A 24,003-nucleotide genomic window follows, 5' to 3' on the forward strand; every position below is an offset into this window, starting at 1 on the left:
AATATATTAAAACCACATTATCATAAGAAATATGACTGATAAAAATTATACTGTTAAAACTCACTTTATCAAAAATATTGTTAAAAAAGACTTAGAAAATAATAATATTTCTAGCATACTGACACGGTTTCCACCAGAACCTAATGGTTATCTGCATATAGGGCATGCAAAATCTATTTGTCTAAATTTTGGTATCGCTCAAGAATTTGGTGGGAAATGTAATTTACGGTTTGATGATACTAATCCAGATAAAGAAGATATCGAATATATAAATGCAATCCAAGAGGATGTACAATGGCTTGGTTTTAAGTGGGAAAATCAGCCTCACTTTGCATCAGAATACTTTGACAAAATGTATGAGCTTGCTGTATTACTTATCAAAAAAGGCAAAGCCTATGTTTGTGATCTGTCTGCTGATGAAGTGAAGCAATATAGAGGTACCCTAAAAGAAGCTGGTCGAAATAGTCCATATAGAGATAGGAGTATACAGAACAATCTAGAGCTTTTTGAAAAAATGAAAAATGGTGAATTTGCTGAAGGTAGTAAAACTTTAAGAGCAAAAATAGATATGTCATCTGGCAATATCAATCTAAGGGACCCAGCTTTATATAGAATAAAATTCTCACGTCATCCAAAAACTGGTGATAAATGGTGTATCTATCCAATGTATGCTTTTGCCCATCCATTAGAAGATGCTATAGAAGGTATCACTCATTCTCTTTGTACTCTTGAGTTTCAAGATCAAAGACCATTTTATGATTGGGTAGTAAATGAGACAGAGTTCCAAGTTAAACCTCAGCAAATAGAGTTTTCTAGGCTTAATCTAAACTATACGATTACAAGTAAGAGAAAATTGAAATATCTAATTGATAATAATCTGGTAAATGGTTGGGACGATCCACGTATGCCTACACTAAAAGGTTATCGTCGTAGAGGCTATACTCCAGAATCTATCCGTAATTTTTGTGAAATGATAGGAATATCAAAACAAGATTCTATAATTGATGTATCAGTACTTGAAGAGTCTATTAGAGATGACCTTAATAAAAACGCTTTAAGGAAAAATGCTGTTTTAGATCCTATTAAAATAACTATAAAAGGGATGCAGCCACATACCTTAGATGTGCCAAACCACCCACAAAACTCTGATTTAGGTAGAAGAGATATCACCATTTCGTCTGAGATATTTATTGAAAGAGATGATTTTGTATTTGAGCTTGAAAAAGGTATGAAAAAACTAAACCCAAATGGTCGAGTGCGACTTATGAATAGCTATGTAATAGATTGTGATGAAGTTATAACAGACGCTGGAGGTGAGGTCATTGAATTAAAATGTAGTTATTTACCAGAAACTTTAGGTGGTAAAAAACCAGAAGATGGTAAAAAACCAGATGGTATTATCCATTGGGTAGATGCTAATAACTGTATAGATGCTGAAATTAGGATTTATGACAGACTTTTTAATGACGAAAACCCAACTAAATTTGAAAACATAGAAGATAGCCTAAACCCTAATTCTATGGAAATTATCAAAAATGCTAAACTAGAAAAATCTCTAGAAGATGCTGTGCCTGAAGAGCATTTCCAGTTTAACAGAATTGGCTATTTTGTAGCAGATCAAAAAGATTACTCAAAAGAAAACCCTGTATTTAATAGAACTGTAACTCTTAGAAACATTTGGGATATTAAAAGTTAGAATCTGGCTTTTGTTTGATATTTTGTCCATTCTAGTATACACGTAGATAATAAGTTATAAAAAGTCTACTATCGTTATAATCTCAGCACATATTAGTACTTTAAATCTCTTGGCTTAGATTTACAGCAGAAATATTAGTAAAATTATTTAGTCTGACTCTAGAAATCCAGTTTCACGCGTCACATTTTGTAATTTGAAAAAATGATTAGCAACTTGTTTGTTGGCAATATTTGCGACCAAAATATTAAAATGTGTACAAAAATAAAAAATGGGGAGATTAACATGATAGATAGTGATCAGTTGTTAGCTATTAGTGCTGCTCTGGTTCAGACAGTTAGAAAATATATAAAGTATTCAGAAAATATGAAGCTATTATATTCTAACTATAAAGGCAGCAAATTTTATAAAAAAAGACGAGAAGAAGTGACGCAGATAGATAATATACCAGGCTTAACTTATACACCCCAAGGGTATGGGAAAGTCGGACTAGAACTAGGTGTTGGTTGGTGTGATGAGCTATCGTTAGCTTGCTTATATATAGCACAAGGATCAAAAAAAATAAAAATAGGTACATTTTATTTATCCCTTATAAGCACTTTGAAGCATACGTTTGTATTAGCTCATACTAGTTTAAAGTTATTCAATAGTACATCTCCAGAGTGGGTATATTACAAAGATAATTTTCATGAGTTATCAATCGATCCTGAGTTAAGCAACGCTGTTATTATTGATCCATGGATCTATAAAGCTACAAAATTATCAAATTATTTAGAGCATCTGGAACATGCAGAATTATTCCAAGTTAGAGATTTTTTTGAGGGTATTATAAGGTATGAAGGTGTCCGTATTACAATCTCTCCAGAAAGTGGAGTCACTAATATAAGTGAGGATTATGTAAATACGTTTGAATTTTTTTATAAAGAGCAACAACAAAAACTATCAGAACATAGTGATAGTTTTGCTAGAGGACGTAGATTTAGTAGTGTGGAAAATAGTTTAATACTTGATGTCAATAGAGAAAATGAAAATGAAATTGTAACAATCCAGAAGATATACCGTGGTTATACAACAAGGAAGCATTTGCAGCAGCAGTTAATAAGTTTAATAGATTTTTTTACTAAATTGAAAAGTAAATCATCATACTGGTATAGTTGGTGTCTTCATAGTGATCGAAAAGGTAAAGCTATAAACTCTATAATTTTATATCTAGAAAGGTGTATAGATGATTATAAATATCCTGGGGAAGATAAACTAGTAAAAATATTTACAAGGGTAATGACTATACTTTCTATTGTAAGAAGTTCAAATATAGCACCTACTAACTTAAGTAAGGAAAATATAGCCATGACTTCAACAGCTAAAGGATTATTTAGTTTAGGTGTAGTGCCAGAAACACAATATGACTTTGAAAAATATACCTCAGATGTGGATTTAAAATTAGATTGGGTGAGAGATATTCGTAGACACAGTGCTATAGATAGAGTTAGATATACAGCCCTTTTAGATAAGTTAGAAGGCTGGAATGCACAGTTCAGGTTGGAGAAATTATATACAAATAAGGCTGGTTACTATAATTTAGTAAGGAAGGCTATAGATTCATGAATCTGACTGAAAATTTCAAGCAAGCTTAGCAACCGCTTATTAGTTTAATTAGTCTATGATGATTTAATAGGTTAAGTCTTAAAATATAAAATTAACCTTTAAAAATTTAATTAAAATTATATAATTATATAAAATAAATTTAAAAATATTATATATAATGGTAGATAGTAATGAGTTGTTAGCTATTGGAACTGCTTTGGTTAAGACTGTTAGGAAATATATAAAGTATTCAGAAAATATAGATTCTCTTTACTCTGGTTATAAAAAAAATGGTTTTTATATAAGTAGGTTGTATAAATTCAGGGAGTTACGTAGCTTATCACCTTCTACACCTGAAGAAGAGGGCAGAGTTAGTTTAGAACTAGGTGTTGGCTATTGTGGAGAACTATCATTTGCTTGCTTATATATAGCACAAGGTTTAAAAAAAATAAAAGTAAATACATTTTATTTATCTTTTATGAACACTGCTGAACATGCGTTTATATTGGCTCATACTAGTTTAAAGTTATTCAATAGTACATCATCTCCAGAGTGGGTATATTACAAAGATAATTTTCATGAGTTATCAATCGATCCTGAGTTAAGCAACGCTGTTATTATTGATCCATGGATCTATAAAGCTACAAAATTATCAAATTATTTAGAGCATCTGGAACATGCAGAATTGTTCCAAGTTGGAGATTTTTACGATAGCGTCATAATGTATGGGAGTGTTCATGTTACAATATCTCCGAAAAGTAAAATCACTAATATAAATGAGGATTATATAAACACGTTTGAATTTTTTTATAAAGAGCAAAAACAAAAATTAGATAATAAACGTGAATCTTTTGCTAGAGGTCGTAGATTTAGGAGTGTTAGAGAAAGTTTAGAATATAATATTCAGCAGTATCAGCTAACTAAGAGTTTTGAATGGCAAGTAGAGGAAGCTCGGGAATTAAAAAAGGTGGTTGAGACGTGTAAACGAAAAGTTTTGGAAATACTTGAAAAGTATTTAAAAACTGACCCTAATAAAGGTAAAATGTCTTTGAAGGCATTATTGTATCTTAATGGTAGACATCACATAGATCGTTCAAAATTGGTTTTAAAAGCGATAGATGGTTCGCAGAATATAGTTGATATGTTAGATATTTTAAACAAAGAAAAGAAGGCATTTGAAGTTGCTGATGTAAAGTATAGTGGAAAAGCTAAAATCGATGAGCGTTGGACTAAAGATCCTGGGCAAATAAAAAATCGTCCTAAAGATTTAGAAAAATCAAAGTATTATCAAACTATTTGTGAGGCGATAAGAATTGCTAGCATATATTTCTCTGTTGCCTTACAATAATGTTATTTGAAGGTTTTTTATTAATAGGTATGATCACTTCTTTAAAAGATTTAGCAATTCAAGCAGGATTCGAGTATATAGGAAAAGACGTTCAAATAAAAAACATTGTAATTAATTCAAATGATATTAAGCAAGATGGTTTGTTTGTCGCAATAGTGGCAAATAGGGATGGTCATGATTTTATTCCTCAGGCTATCGTAAATGGTGCAAAAGCGTTATTAGTTTCTAAAAAGCAAAATACAGATGTTCCACAAATAGTGTGTGAAAATACTATCCGTGGCTTACGTAAGCTTGCTAAGGAGTACCGTAAATCGTTAAAAATGCCAATAATCTCGCTAACAGGCAGTTGTGGTAAGACTACAGTAAAAGAGATGATAGTAGCTTTACTAAGTGATAAGAAGGTTCACTTTACTAAGGGTAATTTAAATAATTATCTTGGGGTACCAATGACTATTTTAGAAACACCTCAAGATGCAGATTTTGCAGTAATTGAGGCTGGTACTAATGTGGGTGGTGAGATTAAAGCAGCTGCTGAAATTATTCAACCAGATGTAGCGATGATCACAAACGTTGGAGCTTCACATTTAGAAAATTTGAAAAGTTTAGATGGTGTAATGGCAGAAAAGGGTGAACTCTTAAAAGTAACACCACAAAAAGGCTATTGTATAGTAAATCTTGACGATGAGAGAATATCTAAATATGTATCTGTCTTAGACTGTAAAAAAATCACTTGCTCTATGTTTAATCAAATGGCAGATATTTACATAAAAGGATATGATCTTATCCAAGACACCTATAAGGTTAAACTTAGTATCTTTAGTAAAGAATATGAATATTTTCTTCCAGCTATAGGTAAACACAATTTATTTAATAGTGTATTAGCTATTGCTAGTGTAGTTGCTGCAGGAGTTGATCCAAAAGATTTTCTTAAAAATACTAGTAAAATTATTAATTATAAAGGTAGATTTTGTATAGAGAAATTAAGTGAAAAGTTAATTCTGGTAGATGATACATATAACGCTAGTGTTGCTGCAGTAAAAGCAGCTATTGAAGATTTAGCAGAGTTTGATGGAAAAAAGATTTTAGCTATCAGTTCGATGAAGGAGCTTGGTAACGAGGCAGAAAATTATCACCGGCAGATGGGGCAGTGGCTACAAGAGGCAAAGTTTGATAGAGTTTTTTTATATGGTGATAACAGTTTACTAGAAATTGCTCTTAGCCAAATTCAAAGTGAAAATGTTAAACTTTATGAGACAAAAGAAGAACTAAAAAAGGATTTAGAACAAGTCCTTAAGCTTTATAATGACGTAGCTACAAAAGTCATAGTTAAAGGTGCTAGAAGTTATGAGATGGAAGAAATAGCACAAGCTGTAAGGGGTTTTATACCAATTCCAACATAAATTGGTGCATTTATCACAAAGGAGTTTATTACTAATTTAGTGATTATTTAGAGGTAGAACGGCTATATTAAACAAAACTAGAAATTTGGACTATCTCACCAACTGTAGAAATTTTTATATAATTACCTGTTTTAAACCAGTCTCCTAGTACGTATCTGGTGTGGTCTTTTTCTTTGTGAATAGCCATTCTGTGAGTGTGGCCATGGATTACAATGTTGCAATCTTTTCGATATTTTTCTATTCCTATTGATGTGATATCTATATTTGGTTGTCTACGATTTTTCACATAGCTATGGCTTCTTACATTTTTGGCAGTTCTTTCCCTTAAGAATAATGGTAACCTTCGAAATAGAAATCTTAAAGGCTTATTATAAGCAATCCATTTACGGTAGGTTTGGTAGCTTTTATCACCAGTACAAAATAAATCACCATGAGAAAAAAGAATTTTTTTATCAGCAATGTTTAGATAATAAGGATCTTTAATTATAGTTACACCACTGTATTTTGCAAATTTTTTGCCAATCAGAAAATCGCGATTACCATGCATGAAATATATTTTTAAGCCTTTATCGCTAGCTTGTTTTAGCCACGTTGTGATTTGATGATAAAACTTGTCTTTGTGATTATCGCCTATCCAATAATCAAAAAAATCTCCTAGTATGAAAAGAATATTTTCATTTGATAATATTTTATCAAGGAATTTTTTGAAAATATTAGCCTGTTCACTATGATGAGCATTCAGATGTAAATCAGCTATTATATATATATCTTTGTTATGATCCATATTTTTCACGATAGTTTTTAAACTTATTGATCACTTTGTCATTAAGCTTTTCTTTAACATACTCAAATATACTATCAAAGTTAGTAACAGCTAAAACTGGGATACCGAAGTCTTGGGAGATTTTTTTTGTAGCTGAAATATTGCTGTCCTTGGCTTTCTCTTGACGGTCTATTGATAACACAACCCCAGTGATTGTAGCATTTATATTTTTTAACTTATTATAAGACTCATAAAACGCAGTTCCAGCAGTCATTACGTCATCTACAAGTAGAACGTTTTTATTTGTCATATCTGCACCTACAAAAACCCCGCCTTCACCATGATCTTTTGCTTCTTTGCGGTCAAAAGCATATGGCATATCTATGTTGTATTTAACAGCTAAGACAGTTGATATAGCTGCTACCAGAGGTATTCCCTTATATGCAGGGCCAAATAAAATATCATATTTTATATTATTTTTAGCTATTAGCTGTGCGTAATAATCCGCTAGAGTTGCAAGTTGGCTGCCAGTATTAAATAACCCAGCATTAAAAAAATACGGACTAACTCTGCCTGATTTGAGGGTAAACTCGCCAAATTTAAGGACTTGGTTTTTGAGTGCAAAATCAATAAACACTTTACTTTTCTCAAGTATTTAATAGTTGCTTATAAGTATAAATAATAATTTACAGAATACTAGTAATAACTGTGTATACGGCATGGCAATTGCATTAAAAAAAGAGTAGAAATTACGAATGTATATGGTGTTTAAAGCAATTAGCGTCAGATATGGTTTTAGCTATTACAAATGAGTTTCACAGTTAAAAGTTTTCCATTAAAACGCTTGATACATATAGTTTAGTATCAACTAATTTATTCAAATATCTAACACTCCCTGAATTTCGAATGACTTCAATTTCATTATCTATAATCTTTATCACATTTTGTATAGAAGTTTGTTGTTGAATACTATTTAACATCGAATTAGCTCTATCTTTATAAGATTTCCATGATAGAGTTTTTATATCAAGATACTCTTGAATGTGTGCTAAACATACTTGTTTAACTTTTGGTAAGTTAAAGTTGAAAATTTTATTATTAAGTTGATCAACCGCTTTAAGTTTATTAAAGTTTAGGTTAGCTTCACAAGTTATATTTTCTTTTCTAATCAATCCCCAAATAGTGATGCTGTCATGTTCACCATCATTAAGGTCATCATGATATAATACATGCTTATCGTTTCCTGTATATAGTTTGCGCCATCTGTAACTATGAGTAATACTATTGTAACTTATATTACTATTAGCGTCAGATTTCCAAAATTTACCATTTTGGTCGGACATTACATATTCGCTATGTCCCGGACCTTCTTTCATAGTGGTCCTTATAAAAACTCCACCATTAAACTTTCCACTTGTGAGTGCTAAGATTGCATTTTCAGTAGTAGACAATCTAGGATCTAATACTACTTCTTGTATAGTAAACCATTTTTCTAAAAAGCTAGAAGTTAAATATTCACTCCTTAAATAACCAAAAGATGCTATTTTTTTATCATTACGGTTTAAAAGTATACCATTTGTTTCCAACGCAGCACAAATAGCACTATTACTACATAACATTCTACCTGGGTTATTGATAGAAGCATATTGACTAGCTTGTTTCATTGTTAGTTTTGATACGTTTGTCGTTGATGCATGCTGGATAAATTTTTCCTGAAGTTTATTGATTGTTGCTGAAATAGCAATCAAACTATTCTCTTTTAAAATCTGTTTAACATTTTCTAAGTGAGCTTGAAAGAGAGTGGTATTATACTCATCAGATTTAAGTGGTTGTTGTTGCATATTAGCTATTGATAGCTTAGCCAGGGTATTTACATTTTCAACGATAAAAGTACAAGTTTCTCTTTTCATTTTAGATAAGTGTAAATTATCAGAAATTTTAGGAATAGTACTTAGATACTTAGATTTAAATTCTGCTTGTTCTGTAAACTTAAGATAGTCTGTTAAAATGTTTATAGCTTTTATTTTTAATTCCTTTTCCATTGAACATATTATATCCATATTTGTAATGCCGGTAATAAAACTCTTCCTAACGTAAAAAGTTGTTAAAAAGTCTTTCTTAAAAGATCTTATAGGCTCACATAGCTTATCTTCTTTATCTAAGAGTTTGACCAAACCTTCATTAAACGCAAGATATGCTTTAATATATTGCTTAAAATCCATAATATTGTTTTTCCTTATGCATTATTTCTTATCTCCTAAATTATAATTATTTTTGTTATACAAAAATGTAGTTATAATATACGTATTAAAGACGTAATATCATATATGTTTTTTTTAATAAAATGAGTGAATTTTTGATAGAAATAACGCAAGCTTTTAATATGTAATTACTTTTATTTTATGCTATTTCGAAATGAAATTTTCTCATACTTGTCAGTTTTCTTTAACGTAATCATACTGTTACCACCCATCTAATTCCAGCGTGGACAGTCCCATAGTAGCTGTATATTTAAAAACTATAAGCTGATATAATCGGTAGTAATCTTTGTGATTTATTTTTAAAAAATTGATGTCTAAACATATCCATATCTTAGGAATTTGCGGGACTTTTATGGGTTCATTAGCTATATTAGCTAAGCAAAAAGGTTATAAAGTTACTGGTTCTGATACTAACGTTTATCCTCCAATGAGTACTTATCTTGAGTCACAGGCAATAGAAATTATTCAAGGTTTTGATTGTTCACAATTAGAGGCAAAACCTGATGAGATTATTATCGGTAATGTTATGAAAAGAGGCTTGCCAATAATAGAAAAAATTTTAGATGAAAAATTAAACTATTTCTCTGGGCCCGAGTGGCTTTACCATAACATATTAAAATATAAAAAGGTTATCGCCATAGCAGGAACTCATGGTAAAACTACTACTACTACTATGACTATCAAAATTCTAGAACAGGCCGGTTTTAATCCAAGTTTCCTTGTTGGAGGAATTAGTGGGGATTTTGGTGTTTCATCAAGGTATACAGATTCAGAATATTTTGTTATTGAAGCAGATGAGTATGATACAGCCTTTTTTGATAAACGCTCTAAGTTGATTCATTATGACCCTAATATTTTAGTGATAAATAATATTGAATATGATCATGCTGATATTTTCAAAGACATTGATGCTATCTATTGGCAGTTTCACCAGCTTATTAGAAAAATGCCAGCTAGTGCAAGTATCATCTATAATGCTTCTGATGTAAATGTACAAAAAATAATAGATATGGGATGCTGGTCAAATACTGTTGCTGCTAACTCAAAATTAGGTTTCTATATTTCAGAACACTCTAATGATTATTCTAAGTTTACGCTGGTTTCAAATAGTAGTGATAAAGTAGAAATTTCTTGGAATTTTATTGGTGAGCATAATGCTTTAAACGCATTGAGTGCTTATGCTGTAGCTAAACAGCTTAATATATCTAATAACGATATTAAGCATGCTTTAGAGAACTTTAAAGGTGTGAAAAGACGCTTGGAAGTTTTATGTAAAAAAGAAGGTATTGTTTTATACGATGATTTTGCACACCACCCAACATCTATAAAACTAACTTTAGAAGCTGTACGCAATAAAAATCCACAAGCTTATATAATTGCTCTAATAGATCCACGATCTAACACTATGAAACAAGGAAATAATAAAGAAAACTTACCTAACGCAATACTAAAAGCAGATAAGGTTTTATTATATGATCATGCTTTATTAAAATGGGATGCAAACGAACTCTTAAAAGATAGTACAAAAGTTGATTTTATTAAAAATATAGAAGAGTTTATGGATGTAATAGGATCTTTAGTAATCCAAAAAAGTAAAGATATAGAAATAGTTATGATGAGTAATGGTTCTTTTGATGGATTAAGAGAAAAACTTGTAAAATTTTTGGAAAGTTATAATGAGTGATTTAGTATATGGAATCCATGCTGTAGAAAGTTTGGTAAAAGCACATCAAGCAAAAGAGTTGCTTGTATTACAAAAGCAAAGCTTAAATGCTAAATTATCTCAGATTATAGATGAAGCTAAAGCTTTAGGTATAGAGATTACATTTTTAAGTAGTATTAAAGATTTGCCAAGCCGTATTAAAAAAGATGCAAACCACCAAAATATTTTTGCTATTGAAAGGTCTAACTTAAGAACATATAGTGAGAACGATATTCCTAACTTATTGCTAGAGAGTGAAAAACCTTTCATTTTAGTGCTTGATAGTGTTCAAGATCCACATAATTTTGGTGCTTGTATCCGTAGTGCTCATTCAGCTGGCGTGGATTTTATAGTGGTTCCTAAAGACAATAGTGCACCTGTAAATGCTACGGTTAAAAAAGTAGCTTGTGGAGCTGTTGAACATACTAAAATTGTTGTGGTTACAAATTTAGCTAGAGCTATAGAAAAGCTTAAAAACCAAGGAGTGTGGGTGGTAGGTTTAGCAGGTGAAGCTAGTGATAGTTTGTATGACATGAATTTAAATGATCCAATAGCTATAGTAGCAGGTGCAGAAGGCAGTGGCATGCGACAACGCACAAAAACTAGTTGTGACTTTTTAGCAAAGTTACCGATGTTTGGTAAAGTTTCTAGTTTGAATGTTTCGGTAGCTACAGGTGTAGCCTTATATGAAACAGTAAGGCAAAGGACTGGTTGAAAAAATCATCATGTACAGAGATCGATCTGTAACACTTAGCTTTTAGGGCTGATATAAGATATAATTTAGCTCAAACCGTCTGAAAATATAAAAATGGCTATGAAAATTTATCATAACCCGAAATGTTCAAAATCACGTCAAGCTAAACAGATTTTAGATAAACAAGATGTAAACTATGATGAACATTTATACTTGGATAATCCATTGTCAATAGAAGAGTTAAAAGGTTTACTTAAAAAACTTAAACTTTCTATAAGAGATATTATCCGCACAAAAGAAGAACTTTGGAAAGAAAGCTTTAAAGATAATGAATACTCCGAAGATCAAATAATAGAAATAGTAGCTAAAAATCCAAGACTGCTAGAAAGACCAATTATTGAGCATAAAGATTTTGCCGTTGTAGCAAGATCAGAGGATAAGATTGCTGAAATGTTAAATACTTACTAGTTTTATGCTAGTATTTAAAAGTTAAAATTATCTATTTACGGAGATTTCTTATGCATAAAATATTTTATACAATAACTGATGAGGCACCAGCATTAGCTACAGGTTCTTTTTTACCAATAGTTCAAAGTTTTACTAAATTAGCAGATATTGCTTTAGAAACAAAAGATATATCATTAGCATCACGTATACTTGCTAATTTTAATGATTATCTGACAGACGAGCAAAAATGTTCTGATGATCTTGCTATATTAGGTGAGCTAGCAAAAACACCAGATGCAAATATTATAAAATTACCTAACATAAGTGCTTCTGTACCACAGCTAACAGCAGCTATAAAAGAGCTACAAACAAAAGGGTATGATATTCCTGATTATCCGTTTGAGCCTAAAGATGAAAAAGAGCAAGAGATCAAGAGTCGCTACTCAAAAGTGTTAGGAAGTGCTGTAAATCCAGTTCTAAGAGAAGGCAATTCTGATCGTCGTGTAGCTGCAGCTGTCAAAGCTTATGCTCAAAAGCATCCACACTCTATGGGCCAGTGGACAAAAGATTCTAAGTCTCATGTTGCAAGTATGTCTGAAAATGATTTTTATGCTAATGAAAAATCTCACATAGTGCCAAAAGCTACAGCTGTAAAAATAGTTCACGTTGACAACAAAGATAAAGAAACTGTACTAAAAGCAGGCTTAAAATTAGAAGAAAAAGAAATAATTGATGCAACTAAAATTTCTGTAAAAGCTTTAAGAGAATTTTATAAACAAGAAATACAAAATGCTAAAAAAGAAGGTGCCTTACTTTCTTTACATTTAAAAGCAACTATGATGAAGGTTTCTGACCCGATCTTGTTTGGTCATGCAGTAGAGATTTTCTTTGAAGATGTGTTTAAAAAATATGCAAAAGAATTTAAAGAGTTGGGTGTAAATTCACGTAACGGTTGGGGGGATGTGATCGAGAAAGTAAAACAACTTCCTCAAGAACTTCAAGATAAAATAAATGCTGATATAGATAAAGTTTTTGCTAAGCAGCCTGAAATTGCTATGGTTAATTCGGACAAAGGTATTACAAACTTAAATGTTCCAAGTGATGTGATTATTGATGCTTCAATGCCTGCTGCTATTCGCTCATCTGGAAAGATGTGGAATAAAAAAGGCAAGCTTCAAGATATGAAAGCGATGATTCCAGATAGATGTTATGCTGGTGTATACGCTGCAACTATAGATTTTTGTAAAGAAAATGGAGCTTTTGATGTTGCAACTATGGGTGATGTTTCAAATGTTGGTTTAATGGCTAAAAAAGCAGAAGAGTATGGCTCTCATGATAAAACATTTGAAATACAAGCTGATGGTAAAGTGTTAGTGATAGATACTGAAGATAATATTATTTTTGAGCACAACGTTGAAAAAGGTGATATTTGGAGGGCTTGCCAAACTAAAGATATAGCAGTTAAAGATTGGGTTAAGCTAGCTGTTAATAGAGCTAAAATTACCCGAAATCCTGCTATTTTCTGGTTGGACTCTAAGAGAGCTCATGATAGAAATCTTATCGCTAAAGTGCATGAGTACCTAACTCTACATGATATAACTGGTCTTAATATTGAGATACTTTCTCCAGTTGAAGCTACAAAATACTCTTTAAAAAGAATGAAAGAGGGGAAAGATACTATTTCTGTCACAGGTAATGTTTTAAGAGATTATTTGACGGATCTTTTCCCTATTTTAGAGCTTGGTACAAGTGCTAAGATGCTTTCTATTGTACCACTTCTTGCTGGTGGTGGATTATTTGAAACTGGTGCTGGCGGCTCAGCTCCTAAACACGTTGAGCAGTTAATTAATGAAAACCATTTACGATGGGATTCTTTAGGGGAGTTTTTAGCATTAGGAGCTTCTTTAGAAGATCTAGCAATTAAGACTAGAGATTCTAAAATTAAAGTTCTTGCTGAGGGTTTAGACCAGGCAAATAAAGATTTCTTAGATAATGATAAGTCGCCTCGTCGTAATGTTGGTGAGCTTGATACTCGGGGTAGTCATTTTTATTTAGCCTTTTATTGGACAAAAGCGCTAGCTAAGCAGAATGATGATCAAGAGTTAAAAGCTAAATTTGAACCGATTTATCAAGAGTTAAAAGATAATGAAGAAAAAATCGTTAAGGAATTGGCTAGTGTTCAAGGCAAACAAGCTGATATAGGCGGGTATTATTTACCAGAAGCTAGTAAGCTTGGTAGTGTTATGAGGCCTAGTGAAACTTTAAACTCTATTTTGGCTAAGGTATAAAGGAAATATATAATGTCAGAAAACCAAAAAGACGAATATATAGAAATATCTATAACTGATTTATTGATTAAGTTATGGCGTAATAAGCTTATATTTGTTGCAGTTTTAGTGATAGGTTTAATTGCAAGTAGCCTATTTATAGCTAATAAGAACTATAATAAGTATACTTATACAGCTACTATAAGCTTACCAATAAATAGTGGTGGCATGGTTTTGGTAGATAGTAAAGATATTCAGCAAATATTTAGCGATTATAATGCTGGTGTGGGTGATTTATTAGGCTTTGTTGTTAATACGAGTAACAAATATATATTTGATGTAAGTTATACATCTAGTAATCTCGTTGAAAGAAAAGTTTTAGATATGAAAGTCAACGATTTTGCTAAATTTTTAAATAATTCTGATGTATTGCTTAGAGCTAAAATGCAATACGTCCTTTCATTAGACAGTGCTGACCAGCATATAGCATTTTTAACTGATAAGCTAAAAACCTTAAAGGCTAAAGATAGCACAGAGTCAGTAGGATTAGTAACATTGCAAGATAAGCTAATAGAATATGATTTCTTGAAACAACAAGCTGAGCTTAATTTAAAGAAAGCTGACTTTGTAGTAAATGAAACTTACTTAGACTATAGTATACAGAGTAAAAACAAATATATCCTTATTGCCTTAGTCTTAAGCCTTATCTTGTCAGTGTTTAGCACTTTAGGAGTTGATTATATTAGAGAAAAATTCTTTAGAAAAAAATAAACGAATGAATTGTTTTAGTCTTTTAAACAAAATCCCAACGAAACTACGTAGTAAGTATATTTCAATCCTTAAAAATAAAAAGATTGGTCATAATAACTTAGCTAAAGAGTTAGAAGCATTAGCTCAAGAAATAGAGCAAAAAAAACTCCCTGAAATTACTTATCCACATCTTCCTGTAGCTGAAAAAGTTGCTGATATAAAAAAAATGATCCAAGAAAACCAGGTAATAGTAGTAGCTGGGGAGACAGGTTCAGGTAAATCAACACAGTTGCCCAAAATATGTTTGGACTTAGGCTTAGGTAAAAGAGGGCTGATTGGTCATACTCAACCACGCAGGTTAGCCGCCAGATCAATTGCTGCTAGGGTCGCCACAGAGATAGGAGATCAATCAAAAGTCTCTTATAAGATTCGTTTTTCAGATCACACTGATGAAAACACCTTAATAAAAGTAATGACTGATGGGGTGCTTTTAGCTGAAATTAAGAATGATAAATATTTTTCTCAATATGAAGTAATAATTATTGATGAAGCACATGAAAGAAGTTTAAATATTGATTTTTTACTAGGGTGTATAAAGAAGGTTCTACCTTTTAGACCTGATTTAAAAGTTATTATTACTTCAGCAACTATAGATCACCAAAAGTTTATTAATTATTTTCCAAAAGCTAAAGATATTATTATTGGTGGTAGAACTTATCCTGTAGAAATACGCTATCAAAATGATGAGGCTTTTGAGGATTTTTCTTTACAAGAAAAAATTCTTTATGCAGTTGAGGAGCTAGGCCAAGGTGATATTTTAGTATTTTTACCAACAGAAAGAGATATTCATGAAACTTTAACATACTTAAATAAACAAAATCTTAGATTCACAGAGGTGTTACCTTTATTTTCTAGATTATCGAATAAAGATCAAAATAAAATTTTCAATCCTGATGGTTCTACACGCAGAATTATTTTAGCCACAAACGTAGCTGAAACATCTCTAACGGTACCAGGAATAAAATACGTAATAGACTCTGGTTTAGCTAGAGTTAGTAGGTATAGCTATCGTACCAAGGTGCAACGTTTACCAATAGAAAAAATCTCCCAAGCTAGTGCAAACCAAAGAGCTGGTCGTTGTGGTAGATTGTCGGCGGGTATATGTATTAGGCTTTATAGTGAGGATGATTTTTTATCTAGAAAAGAGTTTACAGACCCTGAGATTTTACGCACAAATTTAGCTTCTGTTATTTTACAGATGTTATTTTTGAAATTAGGTAATATTCAAGATTTCCCATTTATTGATCCTCCAGATTCTAGATTTGTAAAAGATGGATTTAAACTATTATTTGAACTACAAGCTATTTCTGAACCTAAATTTTCAAACTCTAAAATCACAGCCGATGGCCTAAAAATGGCTATTATGCCTTTAGACCCTAAATTGGCTAAGATAGTAATAGAAGGTCATAGGCAAAATTGTTTAAAAGAAGTTATATCAATAGCGAGTTTTTTAAGTGTTCAAGATCCTAGAGAAAGACCTCTAAATTTTCAGCAAAAAGCAGATGAAGCACATGGCGTTGATAAAGATAAATCTTCAGATTTTATAGCTATTTTAAATTTAGCAAATAGGCTTAATTTAGAGCTTAAAGAGTTATCTAATAAAGAGAAAAAAGAGTATTTCAGAAGAAATTTTATATCTCCAGTTAGGTTTAACGAATGGAGTGATATTTATAGGCAAATTGTTGAAGTTATACATGGTTTTAAGTGGAAGCTCAATAATGCCGTTATTCTAAAACAAAATATTCGTCATTCCGGACTTGATCCAGAATCTTTTGAGCATAGAGATCAAAGCCAGGATAGTGAGATCCTGAAACAAGTTCAGGATGATAATAGTGCTGTTGTGGTTAAGCATGAAAACCTACACAAAGCTATAGCTAGTGGTTTTTTAAGTAATATTGGTAAAATCCATGAAGGAGCAGAGTATTTAGGAGCCAGAGGTCTAAAGTTTTTTATATTCCCAGGCTCATCACAATTTAAGAAAAAACCAAAATGGATTTTAAGTTCAGAAATCGTTGAAACTACAAAAACATATGCAAGAAATGTTGCAAGCATTGAACCGGAGTGGCTAGAGGGTTTAGCTAAACATTTGATTAAAAAACATTATGAGGAACCAGTTTGGAGCAAAAAACATAGATCTGTAATTGTTAATGAAAGGGTAACACTTTATGGACTAGAAATAATTTCTAAAAGATCAGTACAATACTCAAGGATAAATCCACAGCATGCTAGAGAAATTTTTATTCGTGAAGCTTTGGTTAATGGTGATTTTGAAAGTAAAGCATATTTTTACAATAAGAACCTTGAATTAATAAGCCAAATAGAAGACCTTGAGAGTAAGTCACGTAGGAAAGATATTCTAGTTGATGAACCGCAAATGTATCAGCATTATGATAATATAATTCCTGAAAATGTTTGTGATGGTGTAAGTTTTGATAAATGGCTTAAGAATATATCTAAAGAAGTGCAGCAAAAATTTGTCTTTGACTTGGAAAGTTTGATGCAGCGTGATGCTAAAGATATCACACAACACAAATATCCCGATGTTCTAACTATTGGCGATATGCATTTGCCATTGGAATATCATTTTAACCCTTTGGATGAAAGAGACGGTGCAACTGTTACTCTGCCACTTATTTTTTTAAATGAAGTCAACCCAGTAGTGTTGGAGTGGGGAGTATATGGTTTTTTATATGACAAAATCGTTGCTTTATTAAGAGCTTTACCCAAAAATATCCGTAAGAATTGTGTTCCTGTACCAACCTACGCTCAGGCTATATTTGAGTCTATAGATTTTGAAAAAGATAGATATAAACCACTAAAAGTAGTCATAGCAAAACATATAACTAGGATAGTTGGTTTTGTTGTTGACGAGAGTGTTTGGGAAAATGAAGAGTTGGATAAATATCTTATTTTAAATATAAAAATTGTTGATGAAATAGGTAAGGTTTTAGCTATAGATAAAGACCTTGATAAGTTAAAACTTAAGTTTAAAGATTTTGTGTATAAATCTAATAAACAGTTTGATGATAAAGTTTACTATGATTGGGATTTTGGCGATATAGCCCACCAGCAGAAAATTAAAGAATATGGCATAGATGTTAGAGTTTATAATTGCCTAGAAGAGTTTAAAGATGGTGTTAGGCTTTCTTATAAGGCAACACAGCAAGAAGCAAACTTATGTATGAAAAAAGCTTTAATTAGATTAGTCAAATTAAGACTACAAAACCGATTAGCAAAAAGTATTAAAAGCAATGATTTGGCTAGCCTATCTATGTCAATGAAGCTTAAAGATTCAAATGATAAGGTAATGACTAAAGTTATAGATTTAAGTTTTTTTGATATTAAAAAGCAAGCTAATAACGTTGTCATTCCGGACTCCGATCCGGAATCTTTTGATTCTGATGATAATACTAAAAATAGTAATGAGATCCTGAATCAAGTTCAGGATGACAGGAGAGGGGATGTATTTGGCTTACCATATACAAAACAAGCATTTGAATCGTTTTATAATAGGGGGCTAGAGAGCTTCACAACTAATAAAAATAAAGTAGAGTTATTATTTATAGAGATTGTCAAAGCAAAGGACCAGCTTGATAAGAAGCTTAATGTTAAAAAAATACCTCTAAACTTTATTCAACTATATGCAGATATAAAAAATGAGTTAGATAAGTTATTCACGGATGATTTTTTATCTGCTCCTTTAATTTATTTACAAAGATATAAGTATTATATCCAAGCTTTAGGTAATAGATTAGAAAAAGCCAAAGCAAATTTACAAAGAGATAGAGCTTATCAAATAGAAGTTGATGAGTTAGAAAATAAATTAGCAAAAAAAATATCTAGTAAACCATATGGTGTAAGCTCTGAGGTTGTTATTAAAGCAACTTTCTTGATAAAAGAGCTATGGATATCTTGGTATCTACAAGATGTTAAAACCATAGAGTCAGTTTCTTATAAGAAAATAGCAGATTTTATCTCCAGATTGTAGTTTAGAAAACTTAAGTTTGTTGCTATAATCCACTTTACGCTTTTTGTATATTTTAGTCTTATGTTATTTCTGCGAGATAAGAGATTACTCAATTTTTTAGTAGTAATATTTTTAAGTTTTATAACAATAAGTTGGACTTTTTACATTTTTAAAAAACCTGTAGGTTTATGCTTTTTTTATTTTTTTATACTCATGGTCTGTTTAAGGTGTTTGTTTTCTTTATTGTTATTTAGAGATTATATAGCTAGTTGGCGTAAATCTACACAAAAGACATTTTTACGAAAAATTTTTGTCAACACACCAGTTTTTATAATTGTAGCGGTATTATTTTATCAAAAAATACCATTTGCTATGATATTTTCAGAGTTTTTATTCTATTTATTATTGATGAATATAAGCGTGTATTCTTATTGGTATCTTACAAATAGAAGTTTTATAGCAAAAACAAAAAATGTTGTTATTTATGGTGCTGGTAATGCTGGTACCACAATAGCGCAGGAATTTGCAGGTACAGAATATAAAGTTAAATGCTTTGTTGATGATAAAGAGTCTTTACAAAAGCGTAGTATAGATGGAAGAAAGGTTTTATCTAGAGCACAGTTAAAACAGAAGTTACTTTCTCATAAGTTTGATTTACTAGTTATTGCGTTGCCAAGTACAGCAAATAAAGTTATAAAAGAAATTTACAAGGATTTAGATAAGGATTTTAAACAAATTAAAATCATGCCATCTTTGGAAAATATACTTCAAGATAAAAGCTTTATGTCACAATTAAAGCCAGTTTCTGTTTATGATCTGCTGTCGCGAGACTCTAAAAATTTAGATACTCAGAGTATTTCTAATTTTATAGAAAATAAAACAATTTTGGTTACAGGTGCCGGTGGAAGTATAGGTTCTGAAATTGTCAGACAATGTATAAAATATAAAGCAAAGCAACTAATTTTATTAGATCACAGTGAGTTTAACTTATATAAAATCACAGAAGAATGTGAGCCAGCTAATATTAGAAGTGTGCTTTGTTCAGTATGTGATAAAAAAGACCTAGAAAAAGTTTTTGAAAAGCATTCGCCGCAAATAGTATTTCATGCTGCAGCGTATAAACATGTACCAATAGTTGAGGAAAATATTAGTAAGGCAATACACAATAATATTCTAGGCACTAAAAATACTATAGATTTAGCTATAGAATATAAAGTAGAATCTTTTATTCTTATATCCACTGATAAGGCTGTTCGCCCTACTAATGTTATGGGTGCTACAAAGCGGATTTGTGAGTTGTATTTACAAAATGTAGACTTCAAAAAAACTAAGCTTGCTGCAGTTAGATTCGGAAACGTTTTAGGTAGTAGTGGTAGTGTGATACCAAAGTTTGAGCGACAAATTAGAAATGGTGGGCCTCTGACAGTTACACATCCTGAAATTACAAGATACTTTATGTTAATACCAGAAGCATGTGAGCTTGTGCTTCAAGCAGGAGCTATAGCAAAAAATTCTGAAGTTTTTGTTTTAGACATGGGAAAACCTGTTAAAATAATAGAGCTTGCTAAGCAATTTAAAAAATTAGCTGGAAGAGAAGATATAGAAATTAAAATCACAGGTTTAAGACCAGGTGAAAAACTCTATGAAGAATTACTTATAGATGAGAACGATATTAGAACAGACTATAAAGATATATTTATAGGTAGAAAAACTTTTTATGATATCAATATTTTGAATACAGATATAAATTTATTAATGGAAGAGAGCTCTGATAAAGTTGAAATATTGAAGAAAATTGTGCCAGAGTTTGAGCATAGACTTAATAATTAATTATAATGCAATACTGTTGTTGATTATCCGGATAAGCAGCATTATAATAGTTTATTATCCAAGCATGATGGTGTAGGTAATGTATTATAGTAGAGCTATTAATCTTGTTGAGTTATTAGCAAAAAAATCATTTTTTCTGTTTGGTCCAAGAGCAACAGGTAAGTCATCTTTGATTAGAAACACTTTTCCGAAAGAAACTTTGATCATCAATCTACTAAGAAGTGAATTATATTTAGAGCTAAGTGCAAAACCTCATCATCTAGAACACATGATAGCTGCATATAGCTATCCTGATGTGGTAGTTATTGATGAAATTCAAAAAATTCCCATGCTCTTAAATGAGGCGCATCGTTTAATAGAAGAAAAAGGTATCCGCTTTTTACTAACTGGCAGTAGTGCTAGGACTTTAAGACGCAAACATCAAAATTTATTAGCTGGAAGGGCAAGACAAGCAGAATTGTTTCCACTTACAAGTTTTGAAATTACAGATTTTAATTTAGAGCGATATTTAAGATATGGCGGTCTTCCAGCGATTTATTTAAGTGATGAGCCAGAGGAAGACTTAGACGCATATATAGGTACATACCTAAAAGAGGAGATACAGATAGAAGCTTCTGTACGAAATATACCAGGTTTTAGTCGTTTTTTGCAAACAGCTGCACTGACGTCTGGACAGATGCTTAATTTTACCAATATTGGTAGTGATGTAGGGTTGCCACCATCAACGGTTAGAGAATATTATCATATTCTTGAAGATACATTTGTTGGATTTTTGTTACCTGCATATACAAAAACGATAAAGCGTAAAGCTATTAGTACTGCGAAATTTTATTTTTTTGATACTGGGGTTAGAAATGCGTTGATTGGTCTTAAGTCTATTCCAAAACAGTCAGAAATTTATGGTCAATTATTTGAGCATTTTATCATTATAGAGCTACGTACATATTTAAGTTATCGTAGGCTAAATAAAGTTCTATCTTATTGGCGATCAAAGCATGGGCAAGAAGTTGATTGTATTATTGGTGATGAAATTGCATTAGAAATTAAAGCAACCGATGCGATAAAAGATAAACACTACAAGGGTTTACTGGTGTTTGCTGAAGAAGGATTGTGCCAGCGATATATTATAGTTAGCCATGATCCTGTTAGGCGGAAATTTAAAAATATCGAAACTATATTTTGGCGAGATTTTTTGAATGAGCTGTGGCACGGTGAAATATTGAATGTTGAATGATGAATTTTTAGTGTTTAATTATGGTTGAAAAATTTAGTGAATGTAATAAAAGGTGACTATATTTACTTACGCAGAATATTAATTCTGTGAACTAAGTATTAGTATTAACTATAAGATCAAGCTTAAGGCGTATTAATTATAAGTATTCTCAGTCAAGCTAGGATATATTGATATGGTTTAAGGAAGTTTATTTGCTTATACGCTATATACTAATATATAATAAATAAAATAACAAAATAAACATATGGGTTAATTTAATATGAGCGATGATAAAAATATCAGTCTAAGTCAGCAAGAGTATATTAATCTTATGGCTCATAAAATTACTCATGATGTTGTTACTGAAACAAGAGTTGATATAGATAGATTAAGAAATGATGTAGATGCCAAGTTTAGTGAATTAAAAACTAGTATCAATCAACGCTTTGAGCAAGTTGATAAAAGAGTAGACAGAATGCAAGTGTTCTTATATTGGGTTGTTGGTATTGGTGTCACTTCTATTATAGTCCCAATAGCTTTACCTCTTATTAAAACACATTTATAATCAACTCAAGCAGAATAAAGTAAAAAGGATTTTACTTTTTGATTTGAATAGAATATTAGAAAATTTAAAATCCGGTATACTTGGGTGCTACGAGATTTTGTGTGAGGTTCATTAATAATGTATAAAACCATTAAAAAGTTTTTGGATTTTTCTCTATCTTTGGTTGGGCTAATAATTTTAAGCCCTATTTTTTTATTTATTATTTTATTTATAAAACTAGACTCAAAAGGACCAATTTTTTTTAAACAAAAACGCTATGGTAAAAATAAGCAGTTTTTTTATATATATAAGTTTAGAACTATGTATGTTGATACTCCAAAGGATATGCCTACGCATTTATTACAGGATCCATCGAAATGTATAACTAAGGTTGGAGGGTTTTTGAGGAAAACATCTTTAGATGAGTTGCCACAAATTATAAATATTCTAAAAGGTGAGATGAGTATCGTGGGACCGCGTCCTGCATTGTGGAATCAAGATGATTTGATTGCTGAGCGTGATAAATATGGGGCAAATGCTGTGCCTGTGGGACTGACTGGCTGGGCTCAAATAAATGGTCGTGATGAATTGTCGATACCTGCTAAAGCCAAGCTTGATGGAGATTATGTCAAAAATAAAAGTACATGGTTTGATTTAAAATGCATTTTTCTAACAGCATTTTCCGTTTTTGCTAAAAAAGGAGTTGTTGAAGGTGGTACAGGTTCTCTTGGTAAAAAAGAAGATATGAAGTAGGATGAAAAAGAGTCTTATGGTACAAAATCAGCAAATTAATATTATCGAAAATGATTATATATCTCTTACTGATATTGCAAAACATAAAGATGAAAAAGAGGCTAACGAAATAATAAGAAATTGGCTAAGAAATAGAAATACTATAGAATTTTTAGGATTGTGGGAACAACTAAATAATAATGATTTTAAACCTACCGAATTCGATAGGTTTAGAAAAGAAGCTGGTTTAAATAGTTTTACTATGAGTACTAAAAAATGGTGTGAAAACACTAATGCTAGAGGAATTATAAGCAAGTCTGGTAGATATGGTGGCACTTATGCCCATAAAGATATAGCATTTGAGTTTGCGTCATGGGTATCTGTTGAATTTAAACTTTACCTTATTAAAGAATTTCAGAGATTAAAAGATGAAGAAATAGTAAATCAAAATCTTGATTGGGATATTAAGAGAACTATTGTTAAAATAAACTATCATATCCATACTGATGCAATAAAAAACAACTTAATTCCTATTGATCTAGCTAAGAATAAAGTTTCATTTATATATGCGAATGAAGCAGATCTTTTAAATTTAGCACTTTTTGGTGTTACAGCGAAGCAATGGAGTGAGCAGAATCCTGATTTAAAAGGCAATATTAGAGATTATTCATCAAGTGAGCAGTTTGGTTGTATTAGCTAATTTAGAAAATCTAAATGCAGTATTTATAAAGCAAGGAATATCATCACA

The 24,003-nt window shown here is 31.2% G+C and carries 18 protein-coding genes; 15 read left to right on the forward strand and 3 right to left on the reverse strand.

Features of this window, described 5'->3' with window-relative positions; translation table 11 throughout:
• Positions 1 to 31: 31 nt before the first annotated feature.
• The 4 genes from E4K63_RS02090 to E4K63_RS02105 all read left to right on the forward strand — a co-directional run bounded on the left by E4K63_RS02090 (position 32) and on the right by E4K63_RS02105 (position 6,025).
• Positions 32 to 1,696, forward strand: coding sequence for a glutamine--tRNA ligase/YqeY domain fusion protein (locus E4K63_RS02090; protein ID WP_133941575.1), 1,665 nt, complete (start codon positions 32 to 34; stop codon positions 1,694 to 1,696).
• 282 nt (positions 1,697 to 1,978) lie between these two features.
• A complete protein-coding gene (locus E4K63_RS02095) occupies positions 1,979 to 3,298 on the forward strand; it encodes a hypothetical protein (RefSeq protein WP_133941577.1) in 1,320 nt (439 codons plus the stop codon).
• Between the two features lie 157 nt (positions 3,299 to 3,455).
• Positions 3,456 to 4,625, forward strand: coding sequence for a hypothetical protein (locus E4K63_RS02100; RefSeq protein WP_133941579.1), 1,170 nt, complete (start codon positions 3,456 to 3,458; stop codon positions 4,623 to 4,625).
• Positions 4,626 to 4,654: 29 nt separating this feature from the next.
• Complete coding sequence (locus E4K63_RS02105) at positions 4,655 to 6,025, forward strand: UDP-N-acetylmuramoyl-tripeptide--D-alanyl-D-alanine ligase (protein ID WP_133941581.1); 1,371 nt, start codon at positions 4,655 to 4,657, stop codon at positions 6,023 to 6,025.
• A 67-nt stretch (positions 6,026 to 6,092) separates the two neighbouring features.
• Here the strand turns inward: E4K63_RS02105 and E4K63_RS02110 are convergent, their stop codons facing one another.
• From E4K63_RS02110 to E4K63_RS02120, 3 genes are all read right to left on the reverse strand, one after another.
• Positions 6,093 to 6,809 carry a UDP-2,3-diacylglucosamine diphosphatase gene (locus E4K63_RS02110; RefSeq protein WP_133941583.1) on the reverse strand — a complete coding sequence of 239 codons (717 nt, stop codon included), beginning with the start codon at positions 6,807 to 6,809 and terminating at the stop codon, positions 6,093 to 6,095.
• Entirely contained in the window at positions 6,799 to 7,425 is a 627-nt protein-coding gene (gene pyrE, locus E4K63_RS02115; RefSeq protein WP_133941585.1) for an orotate phosphoribosyltransferase, read from the reverse strand. Before pyrE ends, E4K63_RS02110 begins: the two co-directional genes overlap by 11 nt.
• Positions 7,426 to 7,609: 184 nt before the next feature.
• Positions 7,610 to 9,010, reverse strand: a complete 1,401-nt coding sequence (locus tag E4K63_RS02120) for a hypothetical protein (protein ID WP_133941587.1) — start codon at positions 9,008 to 9,010, stop codon at positions 7,610 to 7,612.
• Positions 9,011 to 9,359: 349 nt separating this feature from the next.
• Here E4K63_RS02120 and mpl point away from each other — a divergent pair, with 349 nt between their 5' ends.
• From mpl to E4K63_RS02175, 11 genes are all read left to right on the forward strand, one after another.
• On the forward strand, positions 9,360 to 10,733 hold the full coding sequence (mpl, locus tag E4K63_RS02125) for a UDP-N-acetylmuramate:L-alanyl-gamma-D-glutamyl-meso-diaminopimelate ligase (RefSeq protein ID WP_133941588.1): 1,374 nt from the start codon (positions 9,360 to 9,362) through the stop codon (positions 10,731 to 10,733).
• Positions 10,726 to 11,466, forward strand: coding sequence for a 23S rRNA (guanosine(2251)-2'-O)-methyltransferase RlmB (gene rlmB / locus E4K63_RS02130; RefSeq protein WP_133941590.1), 741 nt, complete (start codon positions 10,726 to 10,728; stop codon positions 11,464 to 11,466). Before mpl ends, rlmB begins: the two co-directional genes overlap by 8 nt.
• A gap of 99 nt (positions 11,467 to 11,565) precedes the next feature.
• Positions 11,566 to 11,913: an ArsC/Spx/MgsR family protein gene (locus tag E4K63_RS02135; RefSeq protein ID WP_133941630.1), complete on the forward strand. Its 348-nt coding sequence runs from the start codon at positions 11,566 to 11,568 to the stop codon at positions 11,911 to 11,913.
• Between the two features lie 50 nt (positions 11,914 to 11,963).
• Positions 11,964 to 14,180: an NADP-dependent isocitrate dehydrogenase gene (locus E4K63_RS02140; protein ID WP_133941592.1), complete on the forward strand. Its 2,217-nt coding sequence runs from the start codon at positions 11,964 to 11,966 to the stop codon at positions 14,178 to 14,180.
• 12 nt (positions 14,181 to 14,192) lie between these two features.
• A complete protein-coding gene (locus tag E4K63_RS02145; RefSeq protein WP_133941594.1) occupies positions 14,193 to 14,930 on the forward strand; it encodes a hypothetical protein in 738 nt (245 codons plus the stop codon).
• A 4-nt stretch (positions 14,931 to 14,934) separates the two neighbouring features.
• The gene (gene hrpA, locus E4K63_RS02150; RefSeq protein ID WP_133941596.1) at positions 14,935 to 18,957 is read left to right on the forward strand and encodes an ATP-dependent RNA helicase HrpA; all 4,023 of its coding nucleotides are present in this window, start codon (positions 14,935 to 14,937) and stop codon (positions 18,955 to 18,957) included.
• Between the two features lie 60 nt (positions 18,958 to 19,017).
• Positions 19,018 to 20,766 carry a polysaccharide biosynthesis protein gene (locus E4K63_RS02155; protein WP_133941598.1) on the forward strand — a complete coding sequence of 583 codons (1,749 nt, stop codon included), beginning with the start codon at positions 19,018 to 19,020 and terminating at the stop codon, positions 20,764 to 20,766.
• Between the two features lie 79 nt (positions 20,767 to 20,845).
• Positions 20,846 to 22,000 (forward strand): ATP-binding protein, encoded by a 1,155-nt coding sequence (locus E4K63_RS02160; RefSeq protein ID WP_133941600.1) that lies wholly within the window; start codon positions 20,846 to 20,848, stop codon positions 21,998 to 22,000.
• Positions 22,001 to 22,259: 259 nt separating this feature from the next.
• Positions 22,260 to 22,544 carry a hypothetical protein gene (locus tag E4K63_RS02165; protein ID WP_133941602.1) on the forward strand — a complete coding sequence of 95 codons (285 nt, stop codon included), beginning with the start codon at positions 22,260 to 22,262 and terminating at the stop codon, positions 22,542 to 22,544.
• A gap of 117 nt (positions 22,545 to 22,661) precedes the next feature.
• On the forward strand, positions 22,662 to 23,276 hold the full coding sequence (locus tag E4K63_RS02170) for a sugar transferase (RefSeq protein ID WP_208318259.1): 615 nt from the start codon (positions 22,662 to 22,664) through the stop codon (positions 23,274 to 23,276).
• A gap of 1 nt (position 23,277) precedes the next feature.
• On the forward strand, positions 23,278 to 23,955 hold the full coding sequence (locus E4K63_RS02175; RefSeq protein WP_243830479.1) for a KilA-N domain-containing protein: 678 nt from the start codon (positions 23,278 to 23,280) through the stop codon (positions 23,953 to 23,955).
• The last annotated feature ends 48 nt before the right edge of the window (positions 23,956 to 24,003 follow it).

Source organism: Allofrancisella inopinata (assembly GCF_012222965.1).
Lineage (GTDB): Bacteria > Pseudomonadota > Gammaproteobacteria > Francisellales > Francisellaceae > Francisella > Francisella inopinata.